Raw genomic sequence first — 19,610 nt, forward strand, 5'->3', positions numbered from 1 at the left:
AATCGAATCAGTCTAACACCCTGAGAAGACGTGTCTACCGACCAGGTATCATTCTGCGTGCTGCATCATACATCACCCCAGCATGAACCCGGCCTATCTTAGGCTGACGGCATGAATCATAAATGAACAGTCAAAAAAAAGGGGTCACAGTAAAGGACCCCTGAAAAGTAGCATGCTAAGTCCATTGTTGCGGAGCTCGCAACCTTCACATGCTTGCCAAGTCAGACGAGCAAGGCATAGGGGCCATACCCGTATTCATTCTGTTGCAGTCAATAGACCATTGATAAATCAAAAGGTTCAGAGGATCCACATATGATCCTCGGCGCAGACACCATTCAGATTACTCTGAGAAAGTGGCCCGTGCCAGAAACGGGCCACTCTTTTACTTGATCCAGTTCGCAAAATCCAGCGCTTTAAAATGCTGACAAATTAATCAGGACGGTTCTATGTCGCGAATGTGCCTGTGCACCGAGAACCAGGAGGCGATCAACCCCAGCAGGGCGCCCAGCAGTATGAGATTGAAGCCGTCGAACGCCCCCATCCCCACCAGACGAAAGTTGCTGTTGTAGAGCCCCGCCAGCTCCTTCACCACCCCCTCGCTCCAGATCACCATCACCTCGGTCAGCCACCAGGCCAGCATGCCGCCGATGACCCCGAACCAGATGCCCGTATAGAGGAAGGGACGGTGGATGAAGGCATCGGTCGCACCCACCAGCTTGAGCACTTCAATCTCGGAACGCTGGTTGAGGATATTCAGGCGCAGGGTGTTGCCCACGATCAGCAACACGGCGGAGAGCAGCAACACCGCGATACCTGTAATGGTGTGGCGCAGCAGGTTCATGATCCCCTGCAACCGGGTCAACCACTGCAGATCCAGCTTGCCCTGCTCGATACCGGGCTCGTTCTCCAGCTTGGCAAGCAGCTCGGCGGCCCCTTCCGGATTCTGCCAGCGCGGATCCGGGATCACGCTCAGCACCGGCGGCAGCGGGTTGCTGTCCAGATAATCCAGGGCATCACCGAAACCGGAGATCTCCCGAAATTCCCTGAGCGCCTCGTCACGGTTCATATAAGTGACGGACTCCACTTCCGGATAGAGCAGGATCCGCTGCTTCATGTCCAGGATGCTCTGCTCCGGCAGATCCTTGCGCAGATAGAGGGAGATCTGGGAGCTGGTCTGCCAGCTCCCCTCTACCACTTCGGCATTCTTCAGCAATACGTGGAAACAGGAAGGCAGCGCCAGACTCACGCCAAGCACCGCCAGGGTCATCAGGGAGGCGAGCGGGTTGCGCCACAGCTCACCCAGGCTGGCAAAGGCCTGACGCACATGATCCACTCCATACATCATCAAACGACGCAACGGCGGCTGTTTATGACGAACAATAGCCATCAGCGATCCTCCCCGGACGAATACATGCGACCCGCCTTGAGGGTCAGGGTGCGGTAGCGCATCCGGGCGATCAGCCCCAGATCGTGAGTGGCAATCAGCACGGAGACGCCGAAGCGGTTGAACTCCTCGAACAGGCGCATGATGTCCATGGAAAGTTGGGGATCCAGGTTGCCGGTCGGCTCGTCCGCCAGCAGCAGCGGCGGTTTGTTGACGATGGCGCGGGCGATGCCGACCCGTTGCTGCTCACCACCGGAGAGCATGCGCGGCTGGTAGCGCTCCTTGCCGAGCAGCCCAACCTTGTCCAGCGCCGCCGCCACCCGCTTGTTGATGTCCCCATGGCTGTAGCCATCGATCACCAGGGGCAGGGCGACGTTGTCGAACACGGTACGATCCATCAACAGGCGGTGATCCTGGAAGATCATGCCGATCTGGCGGCGCACGTAGGGGATCTGACTGCGCTGGATGTGGCTGACGTCATCGCCGTGGAAGAAGACGCGGCCGTCGGTCGGCCGTTCCATCACGCTGATGAGCTTGAGGAGGGTACTCTTGCCCGCCCCCGAATGGCCGGTCAGGAAGGCCATCTCCCCCTTGCGCAGGTGAAAACTGACCTTTTGCAGCGCTTGATGACCGCCACTGTAGACCTTGCTGACCTTGTCAAAACGAATCATAACGGTTCCCTGAGATTGACAAACCCCGACCGGGATAAAGCAAGGGGCGCTCACTCCCCCGTACCGGCACAACACCTGGATGACAACACCGGTCACAAGCATGCCACATGTCACCCTTGCCTGGATGAGCCATGCCTGCGCCCTCATAGTGACATACCCCGACCGGAGTCGGGGTATGGAACACGTGCTTGTCACGGCCGGGCCGACTCATGTCAGCCGGATTTATTCTTCGCGGCTGAAGAGCGCCTCGATAAAATCGTTGGCGACGAACGGGCGCAGATCGTCGATCCCCTCGCCCACCCCGATGTAGCGGATCGGGATCTGGAACTTGTCGGCCACCGCGAAGATGACACCACCCTTGGCAGTGCCGTCCAGCTTGGTGAGGGTGATGCCGGTCAGGCCCACCGCCTCGCTGAACAGCTTGGCCTGGCTCAATGCGTTCTGGCCGGTGCCTGCGTCCAGGGTAAGCATGATCTCGTGGGGCGCCGCATCGTCCAGCTTCTTCATCACCCGCACCACCTTCTTGAGCTCCTCCATCAGGTTGCTCTTGTTCTGCAGGCGGCCGGCGGTATCGGCGATCAGCACGTCAGCCCCGCGGGAGCGGGCAGCCTCGATGGCGTCATAGATGACGGAGGCGGAGTCGGCACCGGTGTGCTGGGCAATCACCGGAATGTTGTTGCGCTGACCCCACACCTGCAGCTGCTCGACCGCAGCGGCACGGAAGGTATCGCCAGCGGCCAGCATTACGCTCTTGCCCTCGGCCTGGAACTGTTTGGCCAGCTTGCCGATGGTGGTGGTCTTGCCGACGCCGTTCACACCGACCATCAGGATGACGTAAGGCTTCTTGCTGGTGTCGATCACCAGGGGCTGCTCGACCTTGGCCAGCATCTCGCCCATGTCCTGTTTGAGCAGACCGTAGAGCGCCTCGGCGTCCTTGAGTTGCTTGCGATCCGCGTGCTGTACCAGCCCCTCGATGATGCGGGTGGTGGTGTCGACGCCAAGATCGGCGGTCAGCAGCTGGGTCTCCAGCTCTTCGAACAGATCGTCATCGATCTTCTTGCCACGGAACAGGCCGAAGAAACCGGAACCGATATTCTCCCTGGTACGCACCAGGCTGCGCTTGAGGCGGGCAAAGAAGCCCTCCCGCTGCGGCTTCTCCTGAGTGTCGTCGTCCACCTTGGCGGCCAGTGGCAGAGCGGCCAGCGCGGCGGCCTCAGCCTCCATCGCGGCGACCAGACGCAAATCTTCCGCTCGCTGGGCCTCTTTGGCGACACGGGCTTCCTCGGCAGCCTGAGCTTCGGCGGCAATACGGGCTTCTTCTGCGGCGCGAGCCTCGGCGGCAATACGGGCTTCTTCCGCGGCAAGGGCTTCGGCAGCGATGCGAGCCTCTTCCGCAGCGCGGGCCTCGGCAGCAATACGGGCTTCTTCTGCGGCGCGGGCTTCGGCAGCGATGCGAGCCTCTTCCGCAGCGCGGGCCTCGGCGGCAATACGGGCTTCTTCTGCGGCACGAGCCTCGGCGGCAATACGGGCTTCTTCTGCGGCGCGAGCTTCGGCGGCAATACGGGCTTCTTCTGCGGCACGAGCCTCGGCGGCAATACGGGCTTCTTCTGCGGCGCGAGCCTCGGCGGCAACACGGGCTTCTTCTGCGGCGCGAGCCTCGGCGGCAATACGGGCCTCTTCCAAAGCGCGGGCTTCGGCGGCGACAATGGCTTCTTCTGCGACCTGAGCTTCGGTTGAGATCAAGGCCTCATTGACGATGACGGGCTCAAGCTCGCCCTCCGGCTCTTCCACAACCAGGGGGCCTTCGTCAGGGCCACTCAGCGGCGCTTCGGGCTTGGCGGTGGGGGCATCAGCCGGGGCAACATCGGCGACAGGCGCGGGAACAGCGGCGGCCTCCGACTCGACGACCGCCGGGGTAGCGTCGGGCGCCTGCGATGGAACGGCCTCAGCCTCTTCTTTCTTGCGGCCGAAACCCAGCCAGGAAAACAAACCTTTTGCCATCTAAAAATACTCACATCAAAGGCTGACTGCTAAGATAGCCGTCCCTCGGCGGGTCGGCATAAAAATGAACCGCCTTATACTATCACTTTATTTTCTGACGACGAAACGCGATGCCCAGAGTGAAATCCAGCCGTAACAGCCCGAGCAAGAGCCCGGCCCCTCAGGGGCGAGCGGGCGTGGTACGAATCATCAGCGGCCAATGGAAGGGACGCAAACTCCCCGTCAGGGATGTGGAAGGGCTCAGACCCACCACGGATCGCGTCAAGGAGACCATCTTCAACTGGCTGGCTCCCCACGTGCGCGGTACCCGCTGCCTGGATCTGTTCGCCGGCAGCGGCGGGCTGGGGCTGGAAGCCTTGTCCCGCTATGCCGAACAGGTCACCCTGATCGAGATGGACAGAGGCGCCGCCGACCAGCTCAAGAAGAACCTGACGACCCTGGGCAGCAGCCAGGGGCAGGTGATCCAGGCTGATGCCGTGAGCTGGCTGCAAGGCCCGCCCACCCCCTTCGACCTGGTCTTTCTGGACCCACCGTTTCGTCGCGAGCTGCTGCCCCAGGTGTGCGAGCTGCTCGAGCAGCGCGGCTGGCTGGCATCCGATGCCCTCATCTATCTGGAGCGGGAAAAAGAGATGGCCGATCTGGCGCTGCCCGCCAGCTGGAAACTACTCAAGGACAAGCAGGCTGGTCAGGTCTGCTATCAGCTCTATCTGCGGGACACCAAGCATGACGCAGCTGTTTAAAGGGGAGATGGGTACAGTCCCCTTCTCCGTCAATTTGGACAACGGCTCAAGGACAAGCAGGTCGATCACATCAGGTCTGCTATCAACTCTATGTACGGGAGGTAAACGATGAAGCGGGTGTTTAATCTGTTGGCGATGGGGGTGCTGCTGTTCTTCTGGTTCGGTGTGGCACTCGCCCTGCTGGGCACCCTGCCGGGCAAACTGAACGGCTTTCTGCCTGTGTGCGGCGTCATCGTGATATTGATGCACTGGGTACAGGCCAGCATGATCAAGGCGGCTTGCAAACCCTACTTCGCTGTCACTCGTCTCGAATTCACCCAGGTGCTGATCTTCGGGGTGTTCGGCATGATGGATATCCGCACCAAGCTGCAGGCCATCATAGACGCTAGGAAGAAGGGAGAGACCCCCCCTAGGGCCGATTAGGCCACCCCCGGCCCGACCAGAAGGAGTGATTCGTCACTCCTTCTGCGTTTTTCCGAGGCTGATTCCCAGCTTGATGGAGAGGGCGGCAAGCAGCAGCAGCATGGCAATGAGGGAGAAGAAGTTGCTGCCAAGCTCGGGGTACTGCACCTTGACCAGGGCAGAATGGCCGAACACGCCGATAAAGAAGCAGAGCAGGATGCAGCTGGGTGTGTTGCCCACCATGGGCTCATGGCGATAGTGCTGATAGAGCTGGCTGGCCGCCAGCAACAGGGCGATGAGGGGGTAGAAGGAGAAGGGGACGACCGACTCCATCAAGGCCGACAGGAAGGCATCGCCACAGATACCGATCAGCAGGGCCAGCACCAGGGGCTTCTTCGGAATCGCGTTCGGTTCATGCATGAGGCTGTCCATCCTTGCGTTATGTGAGAGATTCGTGGCGCTTGCGGTTCTGCACCTCGGCGCCCATGGCGATCATCCGCAACTGGCTGATGGTGCGCTCCGACAGTGCCTTGCACTCTTCCGGGGTCATGTCGAGGGCGTCTGCACCGGCGCTGAAGACGATGGTCACCATGGCCTCCGCCTGGATATAGGCCTCTTCCCGTGGCGCCTGCGTGGTGGCTTCCAGATAATCGGTCAGCTCGGCGATGAAGTGCTGGATCTCCCGGGCCACCGCCTGACGGAATGCAGCCGAGGTGCCGGAGCGCTCGCGCAGCAGTAGCCGGAAGATGTTCGGGTTGTTTTCGACGAATTCCATGAAGGTCTGCACCGAGGTGCTGATGACGCTGCCACCACCGGCAATGCGCTGGCGCGCCTGGCGCATCAGTTGGCGCAGGGTCAGCCCTCCCTCGTCCACCAGCGTCAGCCCCAGCTCTTCCATGTCCCTAAAGTGGCGATAGAAGGAGGTCGGCGCTATGCCCGCCTCTCTGGCCACTTCCCGCAGGCTGAGGTTGGAGAAACTGCGGTTGGCGCAGAGTTGACTGAACGCCGCCTCGATCAGCGTACGCCGGGTTTTTTCTTTTTGTTGCGCGCGAATACCCACGAAAACAGTCACCTTGAGATTAGCGAGGCCAGATGATAACCCGAAGGCGGGGCCGGGATCAGGTTTGTCTCCGACTTTTTTACCATTGACCCGCATTCCGGCTCAATGGAGAATAGTGAACAGCTGTTCGCTGAAAGGAGCCGAGTGAAATGGACCGCCCCCCGATCATCATGACCAACACCCTGCTGTTCGCCCTCTCCGGGCTCACGGCACTGATAGCGGTCCCCTGGTATGGACTGAGCCAGGGCTACGACCTATGGCAGTGGCTCTGCTTCCTGCTGCTGTTCTGCTATTGCGGCATCTCCATCACCGCCGGCTACCACAGGCTCTGGTCCCACAAGGCCTACAAGGCACACCCGGCCCTGCAATGGATCTTCGCCATCGGAGGCGCGCTCGCCCTGCAGAACTCGGCGCTGCACTGGTCCTCGGATCATCGCCGCCACCACCGCCACGTGGATGACAACCAGAAGGATCCCTACAGTGCGGGTCGCGGCTTCTGGTACTCCCACATCGGCTGGATGCTGCGGGAATACCAGCGCGATACCTACCACGACTACAGCAATGTGCGCGACCTGCAAAACAACCCCGTGGTCGCATTCCAGCACAGGCACTATCTGGCCCTGGCTCTGGTCACCAACATCGGCATTCCGCTGCTGCTCGGCCTCTTGCACGGGGATCTGCTCGGTATGTTGCTGCTGGCCGGGGTGCTGCGCATGGTGATGACCCATCACACCACCTTCTTCATCAACTCCCTGGCCCACATCTGGGGCAGCCAGCCGTTCACGGATCGCAACAGCGCCCGGGACAACGGCATCCTGGCCTTCTTCACCTTTGGCGAGGGCTATCACAACTTCCATCACCTGTTCGAGAACGACTACCGCAACGGCATTCAGTGGTGGCAGTTCGATCCCACCAAGTGGCTGATCCGCACCGCCGCCTGGTGCGGGCTCGCCAAAGACCTGAGATCCTGCCCGGAGGAACGCATCGAGCAGGCCAGGCTGGAGATGCAACTCAAGCGCGCCCAGGCCAGAGTGCACCAGCAGGACGACAGGGAACGCTGGCAGGCACTGCTGCAGGAGGAGTACGACAAGCTGAGCCTGCAGATCCAGCTCTACTATGCCAACCGCAAGTCACTGCTGGAGCAGCGCAAGCGCACAGCCCTCGCACGCTACGACAGGCTCAGGCTGCAACTGGAGTACCGCACATTGCGAGACGGTTTCCTCGTTGCCAAGCGCAACTGGAGTCGTCTGCTGGCGGGCCTCGCCTGATCGCCGAGACATCACGCAAAAGACCGCCAGCAGGCGGTCTTTTTGATTGAGCAAACGGACGGCGGCATAAAAAAATGGGGCAACATTCGCATGTCACCCCCTCGCAAATAGCATGTTCCATATTGGGCTCCCGCAACCACGGGGGTCTGTCTGGAATCACGGGTTTCCGCTCCCGATCCGCCTCGCCTGCCGGAGCAATCCGGTTGGCCCATTTCCCCTGTTGCCGTCACCCACACGGCAGACCAGCCGCCGTGTTTGTCCTTGCACTCGAGATACTACGCAGTTAAATAAAATAAAAAACCGTTCTACACGCACCTCTATGCAGTCGAGGATCCTGGATTGTTACGGCGCTATCAATATAAATCGATTAAAAACAATACGATGCAATCCAGTCCCGTTTTTGGATGGCAAACGTTATCCTCGAAGGCGCACAAGGCTTTGCGAGATCTCGCACAAGGCGGATCCCACTCACAACCAACGGTGCAAAGGTAACCAATCGCTCAATTGCGCCAGCAGGCGCCGCCATGCAGAAGGGGACACCGCCACCGGGTGCACGGCCTGCTGCAACCAGCCATCGATGAGTTGCTGCAACTCGTCGCACAACCTCGGGCTATGGAGGTGCAGCATCAACTCGGTGTTGAGCATCAGGGAGCGGGGATCCAGGTTGAAACTGCCGAGCAGCGCCTCCTCCTTCCCCATCAGGATCAGCTTGGCATGCAGACTGAACGCCTCCGTCGTCAGCTCGAACAGGTTGACCCCCTGACGCTCGAGCCAGGGGCGGTGACGTCGATAGGCGCCATAGACCAGGGGCACGTCCGTGCTGGCCAGGGAGTTGGTCAGGATCTCGATGTCGACCCCCTGCCGTCGCTGCCCCTTGAGCCGGCGACGCAGCCCCCGTGTCAGGATCAGGTAAGGGCTCACCAACCTCAGGGCCCCCTGATTGCTCGCCAGCATGCGTCCCAGCAGGGGCGCCGTGGTCGGCCGGGCGACCAGCCCCTTGCCGGGGCGATCGAACCAGCACTGCCCTCGCCCTGGATGCCAGCAAAGGGGAACGGGGCACTCATCAAACAGAGTGGCCGGCAGATCATAGGCGGCCGCCATGGCGGGGTCGGTCAGGGTCAGCAGGAAATCGTTCAGGGCCCGGGTTTCGGCTGGCAGCAAGGGGCGTCTCAACAGGCGACGGACCGGGTGGCTCCAGCGACTGTGCCAGAACAGCGCGAACCCCTGCTCGGCCTGCTGACAGAGGGGGCCGCGGCAGAGCAGATCCAGGTCGATGAAGTGAGGCGGCATCCCCAGCCCGAAGTAACGATCACCAATATTGCGCCCGCCGATCACCGCCTGGCTGCCATCCACCAGCAGCAGCTTGTTGTGCATCCGGTGATTGATGCGGCGAAAGCTCAGCACCCCTTCCAGCAGCAAGGTAAGGGGACGCCAGCCCCGCAGCCAGAAGGGGTTGAACAGGCGCACCTCGATGCCCGGTTCCGCCGCCACCGCCTCCAGAAAGCGGTTCTCCCCGCCGTAGAGATCGTCGATGAGCAGTTGCACCACCACTCCGCGCCGGGCCGCCCTCACCAGCTCCGCCAGCAGCAGCTTACCGCTGCCGTCCTCTTCCCAGCTGTAATACTGGGCGAGGATCCGGTGGCGAGCCTGGCGGATCAACTGGCATCGGGCCTTCAGGGCGGCGCCGGGATCGGCGAGCAAGGCAAAGTCGGCGGGGATCAAGGGTCATCTCCCTGTCATCTGGTGGTGGCATAACCCAGACAACCGCCCCGATAGCCCAGTGTCAAGGAGCCGATGATGGAACTGCGCGACCACCCCTCCCTCAGTCAGAGACCTCATGCCAGCCAACCGGATCCCACCCCGGCCAGGCTGTTGATGCCCTGGTACCAGCAGCACCGGGATCTGGGCTGGGAGCCCTTTGCGCAGCATCACGAGGATCTCCTCCCCGGCCAGCATTGACAGGCTCAGGGCTGCACCGCCTCGATGGCCTCTGACTTGCCCTCCAGCTGGGGCAGGCTGAAACGGTAGGCCACGTAGTATTTGTAGATGGTGCCAACGTAGTTGATGGGCCCCTGGCCCACATCGTTGGCCACCAGCTGCTCCACATTGCCGAACCAGACGTTCGGATCCAGCCCCTTGTCGGCCGCCTTGGCCTGCAATGCCTGGACCCGGTTCGGACCCGCATTGTAGGCGGCCAGGGCGAACAGATGGCGATTGAGCCTGTCCATCCCGGGATCATTGAAGTAGGTGTCCAGGATGAGCCGCATGTAGCGACAGGCAGCTTCCACATTGCCCTCCAGACTGGTGAGTCTGGCGCCTCGGATCCCCACCTCCTTGCCGGTGCTCGGCAGCAATTGCATGATGCCGACGGCCCCCCGGTGAGAGCCGACATTGGGATTGAGCCCCGACTCCTTGTAAGCCAGCGCGGCCAGCATCAGCCAGTCCAGCTGATACTTGTCCGCCTGGGCCTCCAGTACCTTGCGAATGGTCGACAGTCGCCCCAGCGGGTCCGGCGCCAGTATGTTGCTCATGCGGTCGCTCTGCGCCAGCAGGCGGCGCAATGTCATGTCACTGTAGAGGGTCCGCTTGCTCGACTCCGAGATGTAGGCGTTCACCGCCTTGAGCAGCTCCGGGCTGTTGTTGCGCAGGGCCCAGGCGCTGCGCCCCTTGTCCCGCAGCGGAATCAGCCTGTGGGCCTTGAGGCCGCCAATCATGTCGAGCCAGATCCGCCCCTTGAAGCTGTCGGTGACCGTCAGCGGAATGATCCCGGCTGACACCATCTCCAGCAGGTCCCCGTCCTGCAGGTATTCGGGAACCGTCTCGATGTAGACCGGGGGCAACCCCAGCTCCCGAAACAGCCAGTTGAGCTGGTGCAGGCTCTCGAAATAACTGGAGCTGGCTCGCACCCAGATCCGCCGGCCGGACAGCTGGGTGATGCGATTGAAGGCAGGGAGCTCCCGCTGGCTCACCACCCACTCCTCGATGGGGGCGATCAGCGGCTGGGAGAAGGTCACCTGCTCGCGCCGGGTGGGGGTGACCGTCAGGTTGGCGGCCACCAGATCCCCGCGCCCCTCGGCCAGATAGTCCAGCAGCTTGTCCTGGCGCACCGGGATATAAATGATCTTGAGCTTGAGCTTCTCCTTGGCCAGGTAGGTCTGGTTCAACCAGCGCTCGAATCCCTGAAGCTGATTGACCAGGATGCCGTACTGGGCTCCCTTGTCGAAAAAGAAAAACCCCCGCTCATAGACCACCAGGGCCCTGAGCTCTTTTTTTTGCAGGATGTGTTCGAGATCACCGGCCTGGGGCAGCAACTGCGGCTTGAGATCCGCCGCCAGCAGAGGGAGAGAGCAGAGAGCCAGCAGGGCCCAGATCCATCGCCGCATCATGATTTAACCACCTCGCTGTGGGCCGGTGCGCACCGTCGGGTCTGTCAGAGAAGGCGCCTGCGCCAAGTCATGGGGCGTCGCGGGATCTTCTGCCGATCGGCGCATGCCGGACGGAAAACGGATCGTCCGTGGGATAACTCACTATACAACGCAAAGGGAGGGAAAAAGCGAGGGGCAGAGCAAGACGGCAGGCAAGCCTGCCGTGTCATCACGATCTCAGAGGGAGCGGGCGCGCATCTCGAAGATCAGCTTCTCGGCGGTGCAGGTGAATTGCAGGCGGGCCTTCAGGATCACGCCATCCGGGCCCCGGCTCAGCTCGCTGCTGCTTTTGGCTTCGGCAGTGACCTGCTTGGCCAGCGCCTCGTAAGCCGCAAATTTCTCGCGGGCGTCGGCTTCTGCAGCAGCCTCGATCACCAGCTCCATGACGTCGTCACCTTCGCCGATGATGGTGCCAATTTCGGCGAAACAGCCGCAACTGTCACAGGTCTCGTTCAGTTCCACTTTCTCGTCTACAGACATACGTTCACTCCTACTTATTCCGGATATTGTCATCGTCGCGCAAGGCGTTGCGAAAATCCCTGATGGCAGTGCCCAGATCCTCACCGGCGCCAGCCAGGCGTTTGCTGCCAAACACCACGACGACGACCACGAGCAGGATCAGCAGATGCCAGATATGAATGCCACCCAGTCCCATAGGGAGACTCCTGACTGTTAGATACCTGGAGGTTGTATCAAAAGAAAGCGTATCGATTGTTGGGCAAAATCAAGGCAGGTGCAAGTTGGCGAAAAAATCGCGCAAAAACGGCGACGAGGCGCAAAAAAATACGGCGACCATGGGCCGCCGTATGAGTCGGTGCTACTTGTCCCCTCAACCGCTACATCCTGTACCAGCCGCCACCAGGGCGAGAGACCCGTCGAGCATAGGATCGCCAAGATATGAAAACAAATGGTATATATTCATCTAGAAATTGAAGAGGATTCATATCATGTTGCTGGAACAGCTTGCACGCATAGACCTTAATTTGTTGATAATCCTGCAAGTCTTGCTGGAAGAGCGCAACGGCAGCCGGGCTGCACGCCGTTTGCACCTGAGCCAGTCCGCCGTCAGCAAGGCCCTCGGACGGTTGCGGGAGACCTTTGACGATCCCCTGTTCGTGCGCTCGGCCTACGGGATGGATCCCACTCCGCGCGCCCTGGATCTCCAGCAGCAACTGCAGCCCATACTGCTCTCCCTGGACAACCTGATCCAGCCGCCGGACTTCGATCCCGCCAGCACGGAGCGGGAGTTCGTCATCGCCAGCATGGACAGCGCCTTCACCCTGTTTGCCCCCCTCTACCTGAGCGAACTGAAGCGTCAGGCCCCCGGCATCCGCCTGCGCTACGAGGAGTGGACCGAGCACAGCCTGACCGAGATGAGCCAGGGCCAGGTGGATATCGCCTTCACGGTGCGGGAGAACTGCATCAATTCGGATTTTCGCCTCGACACCCTGCCCAACGCCATCTGCCAGCGGTTGCTCACCATCGACGATCTCACCTGCCTGGTGCAACGGGATCACCCTGCCTTGCAGGAGCCCGAGTGGGATCTCGCCCGCTACCTCGCCTACCCCCATGTGCAGACCTACTGCGAGGGGCGGGATCGCTGGATGCTGGATCACAAGCTGGCGGAGCAGGATCTCTATCGCCGGATCGAGGCGACCGTGCCCTCCTTCGAGGCGGCCCTGCGCATGGGCATGCACTCGGACATGATAGTGACCCTCTCCCGCCTCTACGCCCGCCACGCGACCCAGGTCTATCCCCTGGTGCCGCTGCCGCTGCCCATCGCCCTGGACAGCATCTCCCACCTGCTCATCTGGCATCAGCGCCACGAGGAGGATCCGGGCCATCGCTGGCTGCGGGAGACCCTGCTCGCCCTCATCATGGGCAAGCTGGAAACCTCGGCGGACGGCCCGGCCGCTGCCGCCTGACGCGCAAAAAAAAACGGGGCTCAAGAAGCCCCGTTTCACGTTGACATCAGCATTCGCCCCGTCAGTTCTGACCCGTCACCGCCAGATAGTGGTGTACCCCGTCCAGCAGCATCTGCACCGAGATCATCACCAGCAGCATGCCCATCAGCCGCTCCACCGCGGTGAGTCCTCGCTCACCCAGCAGCTTGTTGAACAGCTCGTAGAACATCAGGATCACGGCGCTGGCCCCCCAGGCCATCAGCAGGGCCAATGACCAGTCCACCATCCGGGTCGGCTCCTGGTTGGCCAGAAGCAGCAGGGAAGCCAGGATGGAGGGGCCCGCAATCATGGGGATGGCCATGGGCACCAGGAAGGGCTCCTCCCCCGCCGCCAGCCCGGTCACGCCACCGGGGCTCGGGAAGATCATCTTGATGGCGATGAGGAAGAGGATGATGCCCCCCGCGATACTGACCGCCTCCTGACGCAGGTTGAGGAAGCTCAGGATCTGCTGACCGGCGAACAGGAAGCCCATCATGATCACCAGTGAAAACAACAGCTCCCGCAGCATTACCTTGCGTCGACGCTTGGGGTCGACATGGCGCAGGATAGAGAGGAAGACCGGCAGGTTGCCCAGCGGATCCATGATCAGAAACAGCATGACGGCAGCGGAGAATGTGTCCATAGAGCGCCCGGGCAGAACCTTTTAACAAGAGGGGAAGGAGGGCGAAATATAACAAAGGTGGCGGGATTCGGCGAGCGCCCCACCGCGCTCACCACTGGCGATCATCCGTGGTTGCAGATCTTGTCGGCGCGGGTCTGGAACCCTGACTCCGAGTCGATGAACTTGCCGCGCCTGGCCAGGAAGTCGATCAGGGCGTCAGCGTCCATCTCGCTGGCGCTGCAGGTGTGGAACCGGGCCTCGGCACCGAAGCGCGAGGCGATCGCCGCCCTGAGGCTGGCCCGGGTAAACGGACTCTCCTGCTCCAGCATCATCTCCATCACTTCGTGACCGTGTATCGATTGGGACATCTCGAACCCCTTTAATCATCATGTCAAATGACAATTAAAGCCGGAAGCCCGGAGAGGGTTCTTGATATAGGCCAACAAAACGCCTTTTTTAACGCCAGCGGGCTGGTCGTGAGCGCCGCTTTGTCGATAATGTGGCAACCTGACGGGGGGATGGCTACACTGTCGCCCCTTTTTGCCACCGCAGACAGAAAATAAGGACATTGGCGTCATGCTGTTCCATGGATTGGTCTTCAAACCCTGGCGGATCTGGACCCGTCGCCCGCTCTGGTTGAAGACCCTGCTCGGCATGCTGACCGGGATAGGTCTGGGGCTCTGCTTCAACGAGCAGGCCCTGCTGCTCAAGCCCATCGGCGTCCTGTTCGTCAACACCATCCAGATGCTGATGGTGCCCCTCATCTTCTGTTCCGTCCTGGCAGGCCTCACCGCCCTGCTCAAGGGCAAGCGGCTCGACCGCATCGCCGGCAAGGCCATCGGCTTCTATCTCTGCTCCACCGCCGTCGCCATCTGCATCGGCCTGATGATGGGCTGGCTGCTGGAACCGGGCATGGGCGCCAACATGGGTCCTTATGAACGGGGCGCCATGGCGCAGCAACCTACCCTGGCCAGCGTGCTGAGCCACCTGGTGCCGCGCAACCCGGTGCAGGCCATGGGCGATGGCAAGATATTGCAGGTGATCGTGTTCGCCGTGGCCCTCGCTCTCGCCCTCAACGCCACCGGACGACGCGGCCGCCCCGCCATCCTGTTCTTTACCTCCCTGGCAGAGGGAATGTTCAAGCTGACCCAGATGGTGATGGCCCTGGCCCCCTATGGCGTCTGCGCCCTGATGGCCTGGATGACCGGCAAGTACGGCGTCAGCCTGCTGTTGCCGCTGCTCAAGGTGATCGGCGCCGTCTACCTCGGCTGCCTGCTCCACGTGCTTGGCGTCTACAGCAGCCTGCTGCTCCTGATGGCGCGCCTCAACCCGTTGCACTACTTCAAGAGCATCGTCGATGCCCAGGCGGTGGCCTTCACCAGCAGTTCAAGCAGCAGCACCCTGCCCATCAGCCTGGCCTGCGCCGAACGCAGGCTCGGGGTCTCCCCCGCCATCACCGCCAAGGTGCTGCCCATCGGCGCCACCATCAACATGGATGGCACCGCCCTCTATCAGGGGGTCACCGCCCTGTTCGTGGCCCAGGCCTTCGGGGTGGATCTGCATCTGGTGGACTACCTGACCATCATCAGCATCGTCACGCTGGCCAGCATCGGCACGGCGGGCACACCCGGTACCGGGCTGATGCTGCTGACCCTGACCCTCACTGCCGTGGGACTGCCGCTGGAAGGGGTGGCACTCATCGCTGGCATAGACCGGATCCTCGACATGGCGCGCACCACGGTCAATGTCTCCGGCGACATCCTGGTCTCCGTGCTCATCGCCCGCAGCGAGAAGGAGCTGGATCTCGCCACCTACCACGATGCCCATGCGGGGGATGACATCGACTTCACCCTGCGCTGAGGGCGCGAGGGGCGTTCAATGATCCTGGGGATCGTGATGGCAGCGCCAGCAGATATCGAAGTTGGCGCCGTTCTCCTCCCCGCACTGGCCGCACAGCCAGCCATTGCCCTGGCGCTGCTGGTAGCGCTCGATGATCCGGCCTGCCCGCTGACGATCCCGCTCGTTCACCATCAGGGTCACTTGCAGCAGATCCACCGGCAGCTCCCCGAGCGCGCCGGAGAGTCCTTCGCCGCTGAGGCGCACCCTGACTCCCTCTACTTCCAAGGCCCCTTTCAGGGCATGCGCCTCCAGGGAGTGAGAGGCGCGATACAAGTTAATCCACTGATCCATACGTTGTCCTCGAAACCCTTGCCAGTGCCATCATCACCAGCACTACCATCATTCCAGGGCGAGCATCTTCCGGGAGCGAGATGCCCGATACAGATTCATCCACTGATCCATACGTTGTCCTCGAAACCCTTGCCAGTGCCGTCATCACCAGCACTACCATCATTACTCCAGGGCGAGCATCTTCCGGGAGCGAGATGCCCGATACAGATTCATCCACCGCTCCATACGTTGTCCTCGAAACCCTTACAGCAGCTTGTCGATGCCATAAGCCGGGCCGTTGGCCACCAGAAAATCGATGAATGCCCTCAGCTTGCGCGGCATCAGGCGCCGCTCGGGAAACAGCAGGTAGATGGGTACCCTGGGTTGCTGCCACTCCGGCAGCAAGGAGACCAGCGTCCCGTTCGCCAGCTCATCATGGCACAGCATGGCAGGCAGGGAAGCCAGCCCCAGCCCCGCCTTCGCCGCCTCCCTGGCACAGGTGATGTTGTTGACCTGGAAGCGGGACGGGGGATCCACCAGCACTTCGCGATCATCCAGCTCGAAACACCAGTGCGAGGCGAGGAACCCCGTGCTGACCGCGATCCGCTCGTGATGCACCAGATCGGCGGGCCTCTGGATCACCGGGTGGCGCGCCAGATAGTCCGGGCTGGCGCACAGCAGCCGCTCGGTGCTCCAGAGACGCCGCGCCGCCAGGTTGGAGTCGCTCATGTCGCCGACCCGCACGATGGCATCCAGCCCCTCGCTGATGGGATCCACGATGCGGTTGGTCAGCTCCAGCTCCACCTTCATGCCCGGATAGGCTTGCAGGAAGTTCGCCACCAGCCTGCCCACCACCAGCTGTCCCGTCTCGATGGGCACCGCCAGCTTGAGGATCCCCGTCACCTCCTGCTGGCTGGCACTGAGCATCAGCTCGGCCTGGGCCAGCTCCTCCACCGCCTTGCTGCAGCGTAGATAATATTGTTCACCGGCTTCCGTCAGGGTGAGCTGCCGGGTGGAGCGATAGAGCAGCCGCGCGCCGAGACGCTGCTCCAGCTCGGCGATGCGGCGGCTCACCGTCGCCTTGGTCATGCCCAGCTCCTGGGCAGCGGCGGTAAAGGAGCCCTTGTCGACGATACGAACGAGGATTAAGGCAGCATTCAGGTCCATTGTTTCACCAGTGAAACTGTATATCTCATGAATGGATACTAATCGAAACAGTTGCACGATGTTAGCCTGCCCGCCACAGTTCAGGAAAACCAATATCATGAGTCAACACAAGAAGATCCCCCTGCTGGCCGCCCTGGTGCTGGCCCTGCTCGGCCTGCTGTTTGCCGGTTACTGGTATCTGCATGGCCGCTACTTCGAGAGCACCGACAACGCCTACCTGCAAAGCGAGGTGACCGGCATCGGTTCCAAGCTCTCCGGCTACATCAGCGAAGTACTGGTGACCGACAACCAGGCGGTGAAGGCCGGCCAGCTCATCGCCCGGCTCGACGACCGCGAGTACAGGACCAAGGTGGCGGAGGCCGAGGCCGATCTGCACCTCAACCAGGCGACGGCGGATAACCTCGCCGCCACCCGTATCCAGCAGTTGAGCCTCATCCGCCAGGCCGAGGCAAAAGTCAGCTCGGCCAATGCCGAGCAGGTCCGGGCCCAGCAGCAGGTGCGCCGGGTCAGCCAGCTCAATGAGCGTCACTACAGCTCCCAGGACAGCCTGGACGAGGTGCGCGCCGGCTTGCAGGTCAACCAGGCCCAGGCACTGGAGGCCAAAGCCGCCCTGCAGGCCGCCCGCGAGCGGCTGCTGGTGCTGGATGCCGAAGCCAAGCAGAACCAGGCCAGGCTGGCATTGAGCGAAGCCCAGCTCGAACAAGCCAGGCTGGAACTCGGCTACACCGAGCTGCGAGCCCCGGCTGACGGCATCATCGGCAAGCGCAGCCTGCGGGAAGGGCTCTACGTCCAGTCCGGTATGCAGGTGGCCAGCCTGGTGCCACTGAGCCAGGTGTGGGTCGAGGCCAACTTCAAGGAGACCCAGTTGCAGCACATGCAGCCGGGCCAGAAGGTGGAGGTGATCCTGGATGCCTATCCGGATCAACCGGTCGAGGGGATCATCGACAGCCTCTCTCCGGCCACCGGCGCCAAGTTCGCCCTGCTGCCGCCGGAAAACGCCACCGGCAACTTCACCAAAATCGTGCAGCGGGTGCCGGTCAAGATCCGCATCCCGGATCCGGGCGCCCTGGCGGGCAAGCTGCTGCCCGGCCTCTCCACCGAGGTGATCGTCGACACCCGCACCCCTGATCCCGTGGTAGCCGCCCACTGATGGACGCCATACCACGCCGCAACTGGATCGCGGTCATGGGGGGCCTCATCGGCGCCTTCATGGCCATCCTCGACATCCAGATCACCAACGCCTCCCTGAAAGACATTCAGGGGGCACTCTCGGCCACCCTGAGCGAGAGCTCCTGGATCTCCACCTCCTATCTGGTGGCGGAGATGATCGCCATTCCGCTGAGCGGCTGGCTGAGCCGGGGACTGAGCGTGCGGCGCTACCTGCTGTGGACCACGGGCGCCTTCATCGTCGCCTCCGTGCTCTGCTCGTTCAGCTGGAACCTCACCAGCATGATCGTCTTTCGGGCGCTGCAGGGCTTCACCGGCGGGGCCCTGATCCCCATGGCCTTCTCCCTCATCGTCAGCCTGCTGCCGCTGCACAAGCGGGCCACCGGCATGGCGCTGTTCGGCCTGTGCGCCACCTTCGCCCCCGCCATCGGCCCGACCCTAGGGGGCTGGCTGACGGAGCAGATGTCCTGGCACTACATCTTCTATCTGAACGTGCCGCCCGGCCTGCTGGTGATGGCCATGCTGGCCCACGGGCTGGACAGGAAGCCGGTGGACTGGGAAGTGATCAAGCGGGTGGATCTCATCGGCATCCTCACCATGGCGGTGGGGCTCGGCCTCCTGGAGGTGGTGCTGGAAGAGGGCAACCGGGAGGACTGGTTCGGCTCGAGCTTCATCGTGCGGCTCACCGTCATCTCGGTGGTGGCCCTGGTGTTCTTCGTCATCAGCCAGTTGCTGCGCCGCCACCCCCTGGTCAACCTGCGGCTGCTGCACAACCCGCGCTTCGCCCTGGCCTGCTTCGCCTACCTGGTGCTCGGTATGGGGTTGATGGGCTCCATCTATGTGCTGCCCCTCTACATGACCCAGATCCACAATTACAACGCCTTGGAAATCGGTGAAGTGCTGATGTGGATGGGGTTGCCCCAGTTGCTGGTGCTCCCCCTGGTGCCCAAGCTGACCCACAAGATAGATCCGCGCTATCTGGTGAGCTTCGGCTTTCTGGTCTTCGCCATCAGCTGCTTCATGAACGTGAACATGAATGCCGACTACGCCGGGCCCCAGCTGATCCAGTCCCTCATCGTGCGGGCCCTGGGACAGCCCTTCATCATGGTGCCCCTCTCCCTGGTGGCGACCGCCAGCCTGACACCGGACGAGATCCCCTCTTCCTCGACCCTGCTCAACGTGCTGCGCAACCTGGGGGGGGCCTTCGGCATCGCCATCATCGCCACCCTGATCGACAACGACACCCGGACTCATGTCAGCCAGATCGGCAGCACCCTGGCCGCCACCAGCATCGAGGGGCAGGCCTATCTGATGCAGCTGGCCCAGAACATGATGGCCCAGGGATCCGGGCCGGAGCAGGCCCAGTTGCAGGCCCGGGCCATGCTGTCGAACACCATCAGCCGCGAGGCGGCCATCATGGCCTACAACCAGGTGTTCTACGTGATGGGTATCTTCCTGCTGATCGCCAGCGCCCTGATGCTGCTGCTCAAGCAGCCGGCCCCGAGGGCCCCTGACGCAGAACCGGTCGAGGCGTGAAAGGTGGGGATCACATAGCAAAACGGGCCAGAAGGCCCGTTTTTCATGGCCGTCC

General features: G+C 62.0%; 21 protein-coding genes. 8 read left to right on the top strand and 13 right to left on the bottom strand.

Features of this window, described 5'->3' with window-relative positions; translation table 11 throughout:
* Window positions 1-433: 433 nt before the first annotated feature.
* From ftsX to ftsY, 3 genes are all read right to left on the bottom strand, one after another.
* Complete coding sequence (gene ftsX, locus I6L32_RS05375) at window positions 434-1,387, bottom strand: permease-like cell division protein FtsX (protein ID WP_029313524.1); 954 nt, start codon at window positions 1,385-1,387, stop codon at window positions 434-436.
* A complete protein-coding gene (gene ftsE / locus I6L32_RS05380; RefSeq protein ID WP_010672603.1) occupies window positions 1,387-2,055 on the bottom strand; it encodes a cell division ATP-binding protein FtsE in 669 nt (222 codons plus the stop codon). The genes ftsX and ftsE overlap by 1 nt, the downstream gene beginning before the upstream one ends.
* Before the next feature lie 222 nt (window positions 2,056-2,277).
* The gene (gene ftsY, locus I6L32_RS05385) at window positions 2,278-4,056 is read right to left on the bottom strand and encodes a signal recognition particle-docking protein FtsY (protein WP_216944792.1); all 1,779 of its coding nucleotides are present in this window, start codon (window positions 4,054-4,056) and stop codon (window positions 2,278-2,280) included.
* A gap of 110 nt (window positions 4,057-4,166) precedes the next feature.
* On the opposite strand from ftsY, the gene rsmD reads away from it, so the two are divergent.
* Window positions 4,167-4,796, top strand: coding sequence for a 16S rRNA (guanine(966)-N(2))-methyltransferase RsmD (rsmD, locus tag I6L32_RS05390; RefSeq protein WP_069652328.1), 630 nt, complete (start codon window positions 4,167-4,169; stop codon window positions 4,794-4,796).
* A gap of 108 nt (window positions 4,797-4,904) precedes the next feature.
* Window positions 4,905-5,219 carry a DUF1145 domain-containing protein gene (locus I6L32_RS05395; RefSeq protein ID WP_010672600.1) on the top strand — a complete coding sequence of 105 codons (315 nt, stop codon included), beginning with the start codon at window positions 4,905-4,907 and terminating at the stop codon, window positions 5,217-5,219.
* 33 nt (window positions 5,220-5,252) lie between these two features.
* Here I6L32_RS05395 and I6L32_RS05400 read toward each other — a convergent pair whose 3' ends face one another.
* Window positions 5,253-5,618: a YijD family membrane protein gene (locus I6L32_RS05400; protein WP_041212194.1), complete on the bottom strand. Its 366-nt coding sequence runs from the start codon at window positions 5,616-5,618 to the stop codon at window positions 5,253-5,255.
* Between the two features lie 19 nt (window positions 5,619-5,637).
* Window positions 5,638-6,258 (bottom strand): HTH-type transcriptional repressor FabR, encoded by a 621-nt coding sequence (fabR, locus tag I6L32_RS05405; RefSeq protein ID WP_010672598.1) that lies wholly within the window; start codon window positions 6,256-6,258, stop codon window positions 5,638-5,640.
* A 149-nt stretch (window positions 6,259-6,407) separates the two neighbouring features.
* Between fabR and I6L32_RS05410 the strand changes: the two genes are divergently transcribed.
* The gene (locus tag I6L32_RS05410; protein WP_161646815.1) at window positions 6,408-7,526 is read left to right on the top strand and encodes a fatty acid desaturase; all 1,119 of its coding nucleotides are present in this window, start codon (window positions 6,408-6,410) and stop codon (window positions 7,524-7,526) included.
* Between the two features lie 468 nt (window positions 7,527-7,994).
* Here the strand turns inward: I6L32_RS05410 and I6L32_RS05415 are convergent, their stop codons facing one another.
* A complete protein-coding gene (locus I6L32_RS05415; RefSeq protein ID WP_161646814.1) occupies window positions 7,995-9,248 on the bottom strand; it encodes a phosphatidylserine/phosphatidylglycerophosphate/cardiolipin synthase family protein in 1,254 nt (417 codons plus the stop codon).
* A gap of 75 nt (window positions 9,249-9,323) precedes the next feature.
* Between I6L32_RS05415 and I6L32_RS05420 the strand changes: the two genes are divergently transcribed.
* Window positions 9,324-9,485 carry a hypothetical protein gene (locus tag I6L32_RS05420; protein ID WP_181824839.1) on the top strand — a complete coding sequence of 54 codons (162 nt, stop codon included), beginning with the start codon at window positions 9,324-9,326 and terminating at the stop codon, window positions 9,483-9,485.
* Window positions 9,486-9,490: 5 nt separating this feature from the next.
* Here I6L32_RS05420 and I6L32_RS05425 read toward each other — a convergent pair whose 3' ends face one another.
* From I6L32_RS05425 to tatA, 3 genes are all read right to left on the bottom strand, one after another.
* Window positions 9,491-10,912, bottom strand: a complete 1,422-nt coding sequence (locus tag I6L32_RS05425; RefSeq protein ID WP_010672594.1) for a lytic transglycosylase F — start codon at window positions 10,910-10,912, stop codon at window positions 9,491-9,493.
* 216 nt (window positions 10,913-11,128) lie between these two features.
* Window positions 11,129-11,431 (bottom strand): YfcZ/YiiS family protein, encoded by a 303-nt coding sequence (locus tag I6L32_RS05430; RefSeq protein WP_010672593.1) that lies wholly within the window; start codon window positions 11,429-11,431, stop codon window positions 11,129-11,131.
* A 10-nt stretch (window positions 11,432-11,441) separates the two neighbouring features.
* Complete coding sequence (gene tatA, locus I6L32_RS05435; RefSeq protein WP_010672592.1) at window positions 11,442-11,606, bottom strand: twin-arginine translocase TatA/TatE family subunit; 165 nt, start codon at window positions 11,604-11,606, stop codon at window positions 11,442-11,444.
* A gap of 292 nt (window positions 11,607-11,898) precedes the next feature.
* Here tatA and I6L32_RS05440 point away from each other — a divergent pair, with 292 nt between their 5' ends.
* Window positions 11,899-12,876, top strand: coding sequence for a LysR substrate-binding domain-containing protein (locus tag I6L32_RS05440; protein ID WP_010672591.1), 978 nt, complete (start codon window positions 11,899-11,901; stop codon window positions 12,874-12,876).
* A gap of 61 nt (window positions 12,877-12,937) precedes the next feature.
* Here I6L32_RS05440 and I6L32_RS05445 read toward each other — a convergent pair whose 3' ends face one another.
* Both I6L32_RS05445 and I6L32_RS05450 read right to left on the bottom strand, forming a co-directional pair.
* Window positions 12,938-13,537: a YhgN family NAAT transporter gene (locus I6L32_RS05445; RefSeq protein ID WP_010672590.1), complete on the bottom strand. Its 600-nt coding sequence runs from the start codon at window positions 13,535-13,537 to the stop codon at window positions 12,938-12,940.
* 101 nt (window positions 13,538-13,638) lie between these two features.
* Entirely contained in the window at window positions 13,639-13,884 is a 246-nt protein-coding gene (locus tag I6L32_RS05450; protein WP_039040405.1) for a YecH family metal-binding protein, read from the bottom strand.
* 208 nt (window positions 13,885-14,092) lie between these two features.
* Between I6L32_RS05450 and I6L32_RS05455 the strand changes: the two genes are divergently transcribed.
* Window positions 14,093-15,376: a dicarboxylate/amino acid:cation symporter gene (locus tag I6L32_RS05455; protein ID WP_216944793.1), complete on the top strand. Its 1,284-nt coding sequence runs from the start codon at window positions 14,093-14,095 to the stop codon at window positions 15,374-15,376.
* 15 nt (window positions 15,377-15,391) lie between these two features.
* Here the strand turns inward: I6L32_RS05455 and I6L32_RS05460 are convergent, their stop codons facing one another.
* A complete protein-coding gene (locus I6L32_RS05460; protein ID WP_010672587.1) occupies window positions 15,392-15,706 on the bottom strand; it encodes a DUF2007 domain-containing protein in 315 nt (104 codons plus the stop codon).
* 243 nt (window positions 15,707-15,949) lie between these two features.
* Window positions 15,950-16,852 (bottom strand): LysR family transcriptional regulator, encoded by a 903-nt coding sequence (locus I6L32_RS05465; RefSeq protein ID WP_043154427.1) that lies wholly within the window; start codon window positions 16,850-16,852, stop codon window positions 15,950-15,952.
* A gap of 97 nt (window positions 16,853-16,949) precedes the next feature.
* Here I6L32_RS05465 and I6L32_RS05470 point away from each other — a divergent pair, with 97 nt between their 5' ends.
* Both I6L32_RS05470 and I6L32_RS05475 read left to right on the top strand, forming a co-directional pair.
* Entirely contained in the window at window positions 16,950-18,002 is a 1,053-nt protein-coding gene (locus I6L32_RS05470; RefSeq protein ID WP_039040403.1) for an HlyD family secretion protein, read from the top strand.
* Complete coding sequence (locus I6L32_RS05475) at window positions 18,002-19,555, top strand: DHA2 family efflux MFS transporter permease subunit (RefSeq protein ID WP_216944794.1); 1,554 nt, start codon at window positions 18,002-18,004, stop codon at window positions 19,553-19,555. The genes I6L32_RS05470 and I6L32_RS05475 overlap by 1 nt, the downstream gene beginning before the upstream one ends.
* The last annotated feature ends 55 nt before the right edge of the window (window positions 19,556-19,610 follow it).

It is taken from the genome of Aeromonas sp. FDAARGOS 1402 (genome assembly GCF_019046925.1).
In the GTDB taxonomy this organism is placed as follows: Bacteria; Pseudomonadota; Gammaproteobacteria; order Enterobacterales; family Aeromonadaceae; genus Aeromonas; species Aeromonas caviae.

Bases quoted from the DNA above. Each gene is read 5' to 3' on its own strand.
- ftsX (WP_029313524.1), bottom strand. From the start codon at position 1,387: ATGGCTATTGTTCGTCATAAACAGCCGCCGTTGCGTCGTTTGATGATG.
- ftsE (WP_010672603.1), bottom strand. From the start codon at position 2,055: ATGATTCGTTTTGACAAGGTCAGCAAGGTCTACAGTGGCGGTCATCAA.
- ftsY (WP_216944792.1), bottom strand. From the start codon at position 4,056: ATGGCAAAAGGTTTGTTTTCCTGGCTGGGTTTCGGCCGCAAGAAAGAA.
- rsmD (WP_069652328.1), top strand. From the start codon at position 4,167: ATGCCCAGAGTGAAATCCAGCCGTAACAGCCCGAGCAAGAGCCCGGCC.
- I6L32_RS05395 (WP_010672600.1), top strand. From the start codon at position 4,905: ATGAAGCGGGTGTTTAATCTGTTGGCGATGGGGGTGCTGCTGTTCTTC.
- I6L32_RS05400 (WP_041212194.1), bottom strand. From the start codon at position 5,618: ATGCATGAACCGAACGCGATTCCGAAGAAGCCCCTGGTGCTGGCCCTG.
- I6L32_RS05410 (WP_161646815.1), top strand. From the start codon at position 6,408: ATGGACCGCCCCCCGATCATCATGACCAACACCCTGCTGTTCGCCCTC.
- I6L32_RS05420 (WP_181824839.1), top strand. From the start codon at position 9,324: ATGGAACTGCGCGACCACCCCTCCCTCAGTCAGAGACCTCATGCCAGC.
- I6L32_RS05425 (WP_010672594.1), bottom strand. From the start codon at position 10,912: ATGATGCGGCGATGGATCTGGGCCCTGCTGGCTCTCTGCTCTCTCCCT.
- I6L32_RS05430 (WP_010672593.1), bottom strand. From the start codon at position 11,431: ATGTCTGTAGACGAGAAAGTGGAACTGAACGAGACCTGTGACAGTTGC.
- tatA (WP_010672592.1), bottom strand. From the start codon at position 11,606: ATGGGACTGGGTGGCATTCATATCTGGCATCTGCTGATCCTGCTCGTG.
- I6L32_RS05440 (WP_010672591.1), top strand. From the start codon at position 11,899: ATGTTGCTGGAACAGCTTGCACGCATAGACCTTAATTTGTTGATAATC.
- I6L32_RS05445 (WP_010672590.1), bottom strand. From the start codon at position 13,537: ATGGACACATTCTCCGCTGCCGTCATGCTGTTTCTGATCATGGATCCG.
- I6L32_RS05450 (WP_039040405.1), bottom strand. From the start codon at position 13,884: ATGTCCCAATCGATACACGGTCACGAAGTGATGGAGATGATGCTGGAG.
- I6L32_RS05455 (WP_216944793.1), top strand. From the start codon at position 14,093: ATGCTGTTCCATGGATTGGTCTTCAAACCCTGGCGGATCTGGACCCGT.
- I6L32_RS05460 (WP_010672587.1), bottom strand. From the start codon at position 15,706: ATGGATCAGTGGATTAACTTGTATCGCGCCTCTCACTCCCTGGAGGCG.
- I6L32_RS05465 (WP_043154427.1), bottom strand. From the start codon at position 16,852: ATGGACCTGAATGCTGCCTTAATCCTCGTTCGTATCGTCGACAAGGGC.
- I6L32_RS05470 (WP_039040403.1), top strand. From the start codon at position 16,950: ATGAGTCAACACAAGAAGATCCCCCTGCTGGCCGCCCTGGTGCTGGCC.
- I6L32_RS05475 (WP_216944794.1), top strand. From the start codon at position 18,002: ATGGACGCCATACCACGCCGCAACTGGATCGCGGTCATGGGGGGCCTC.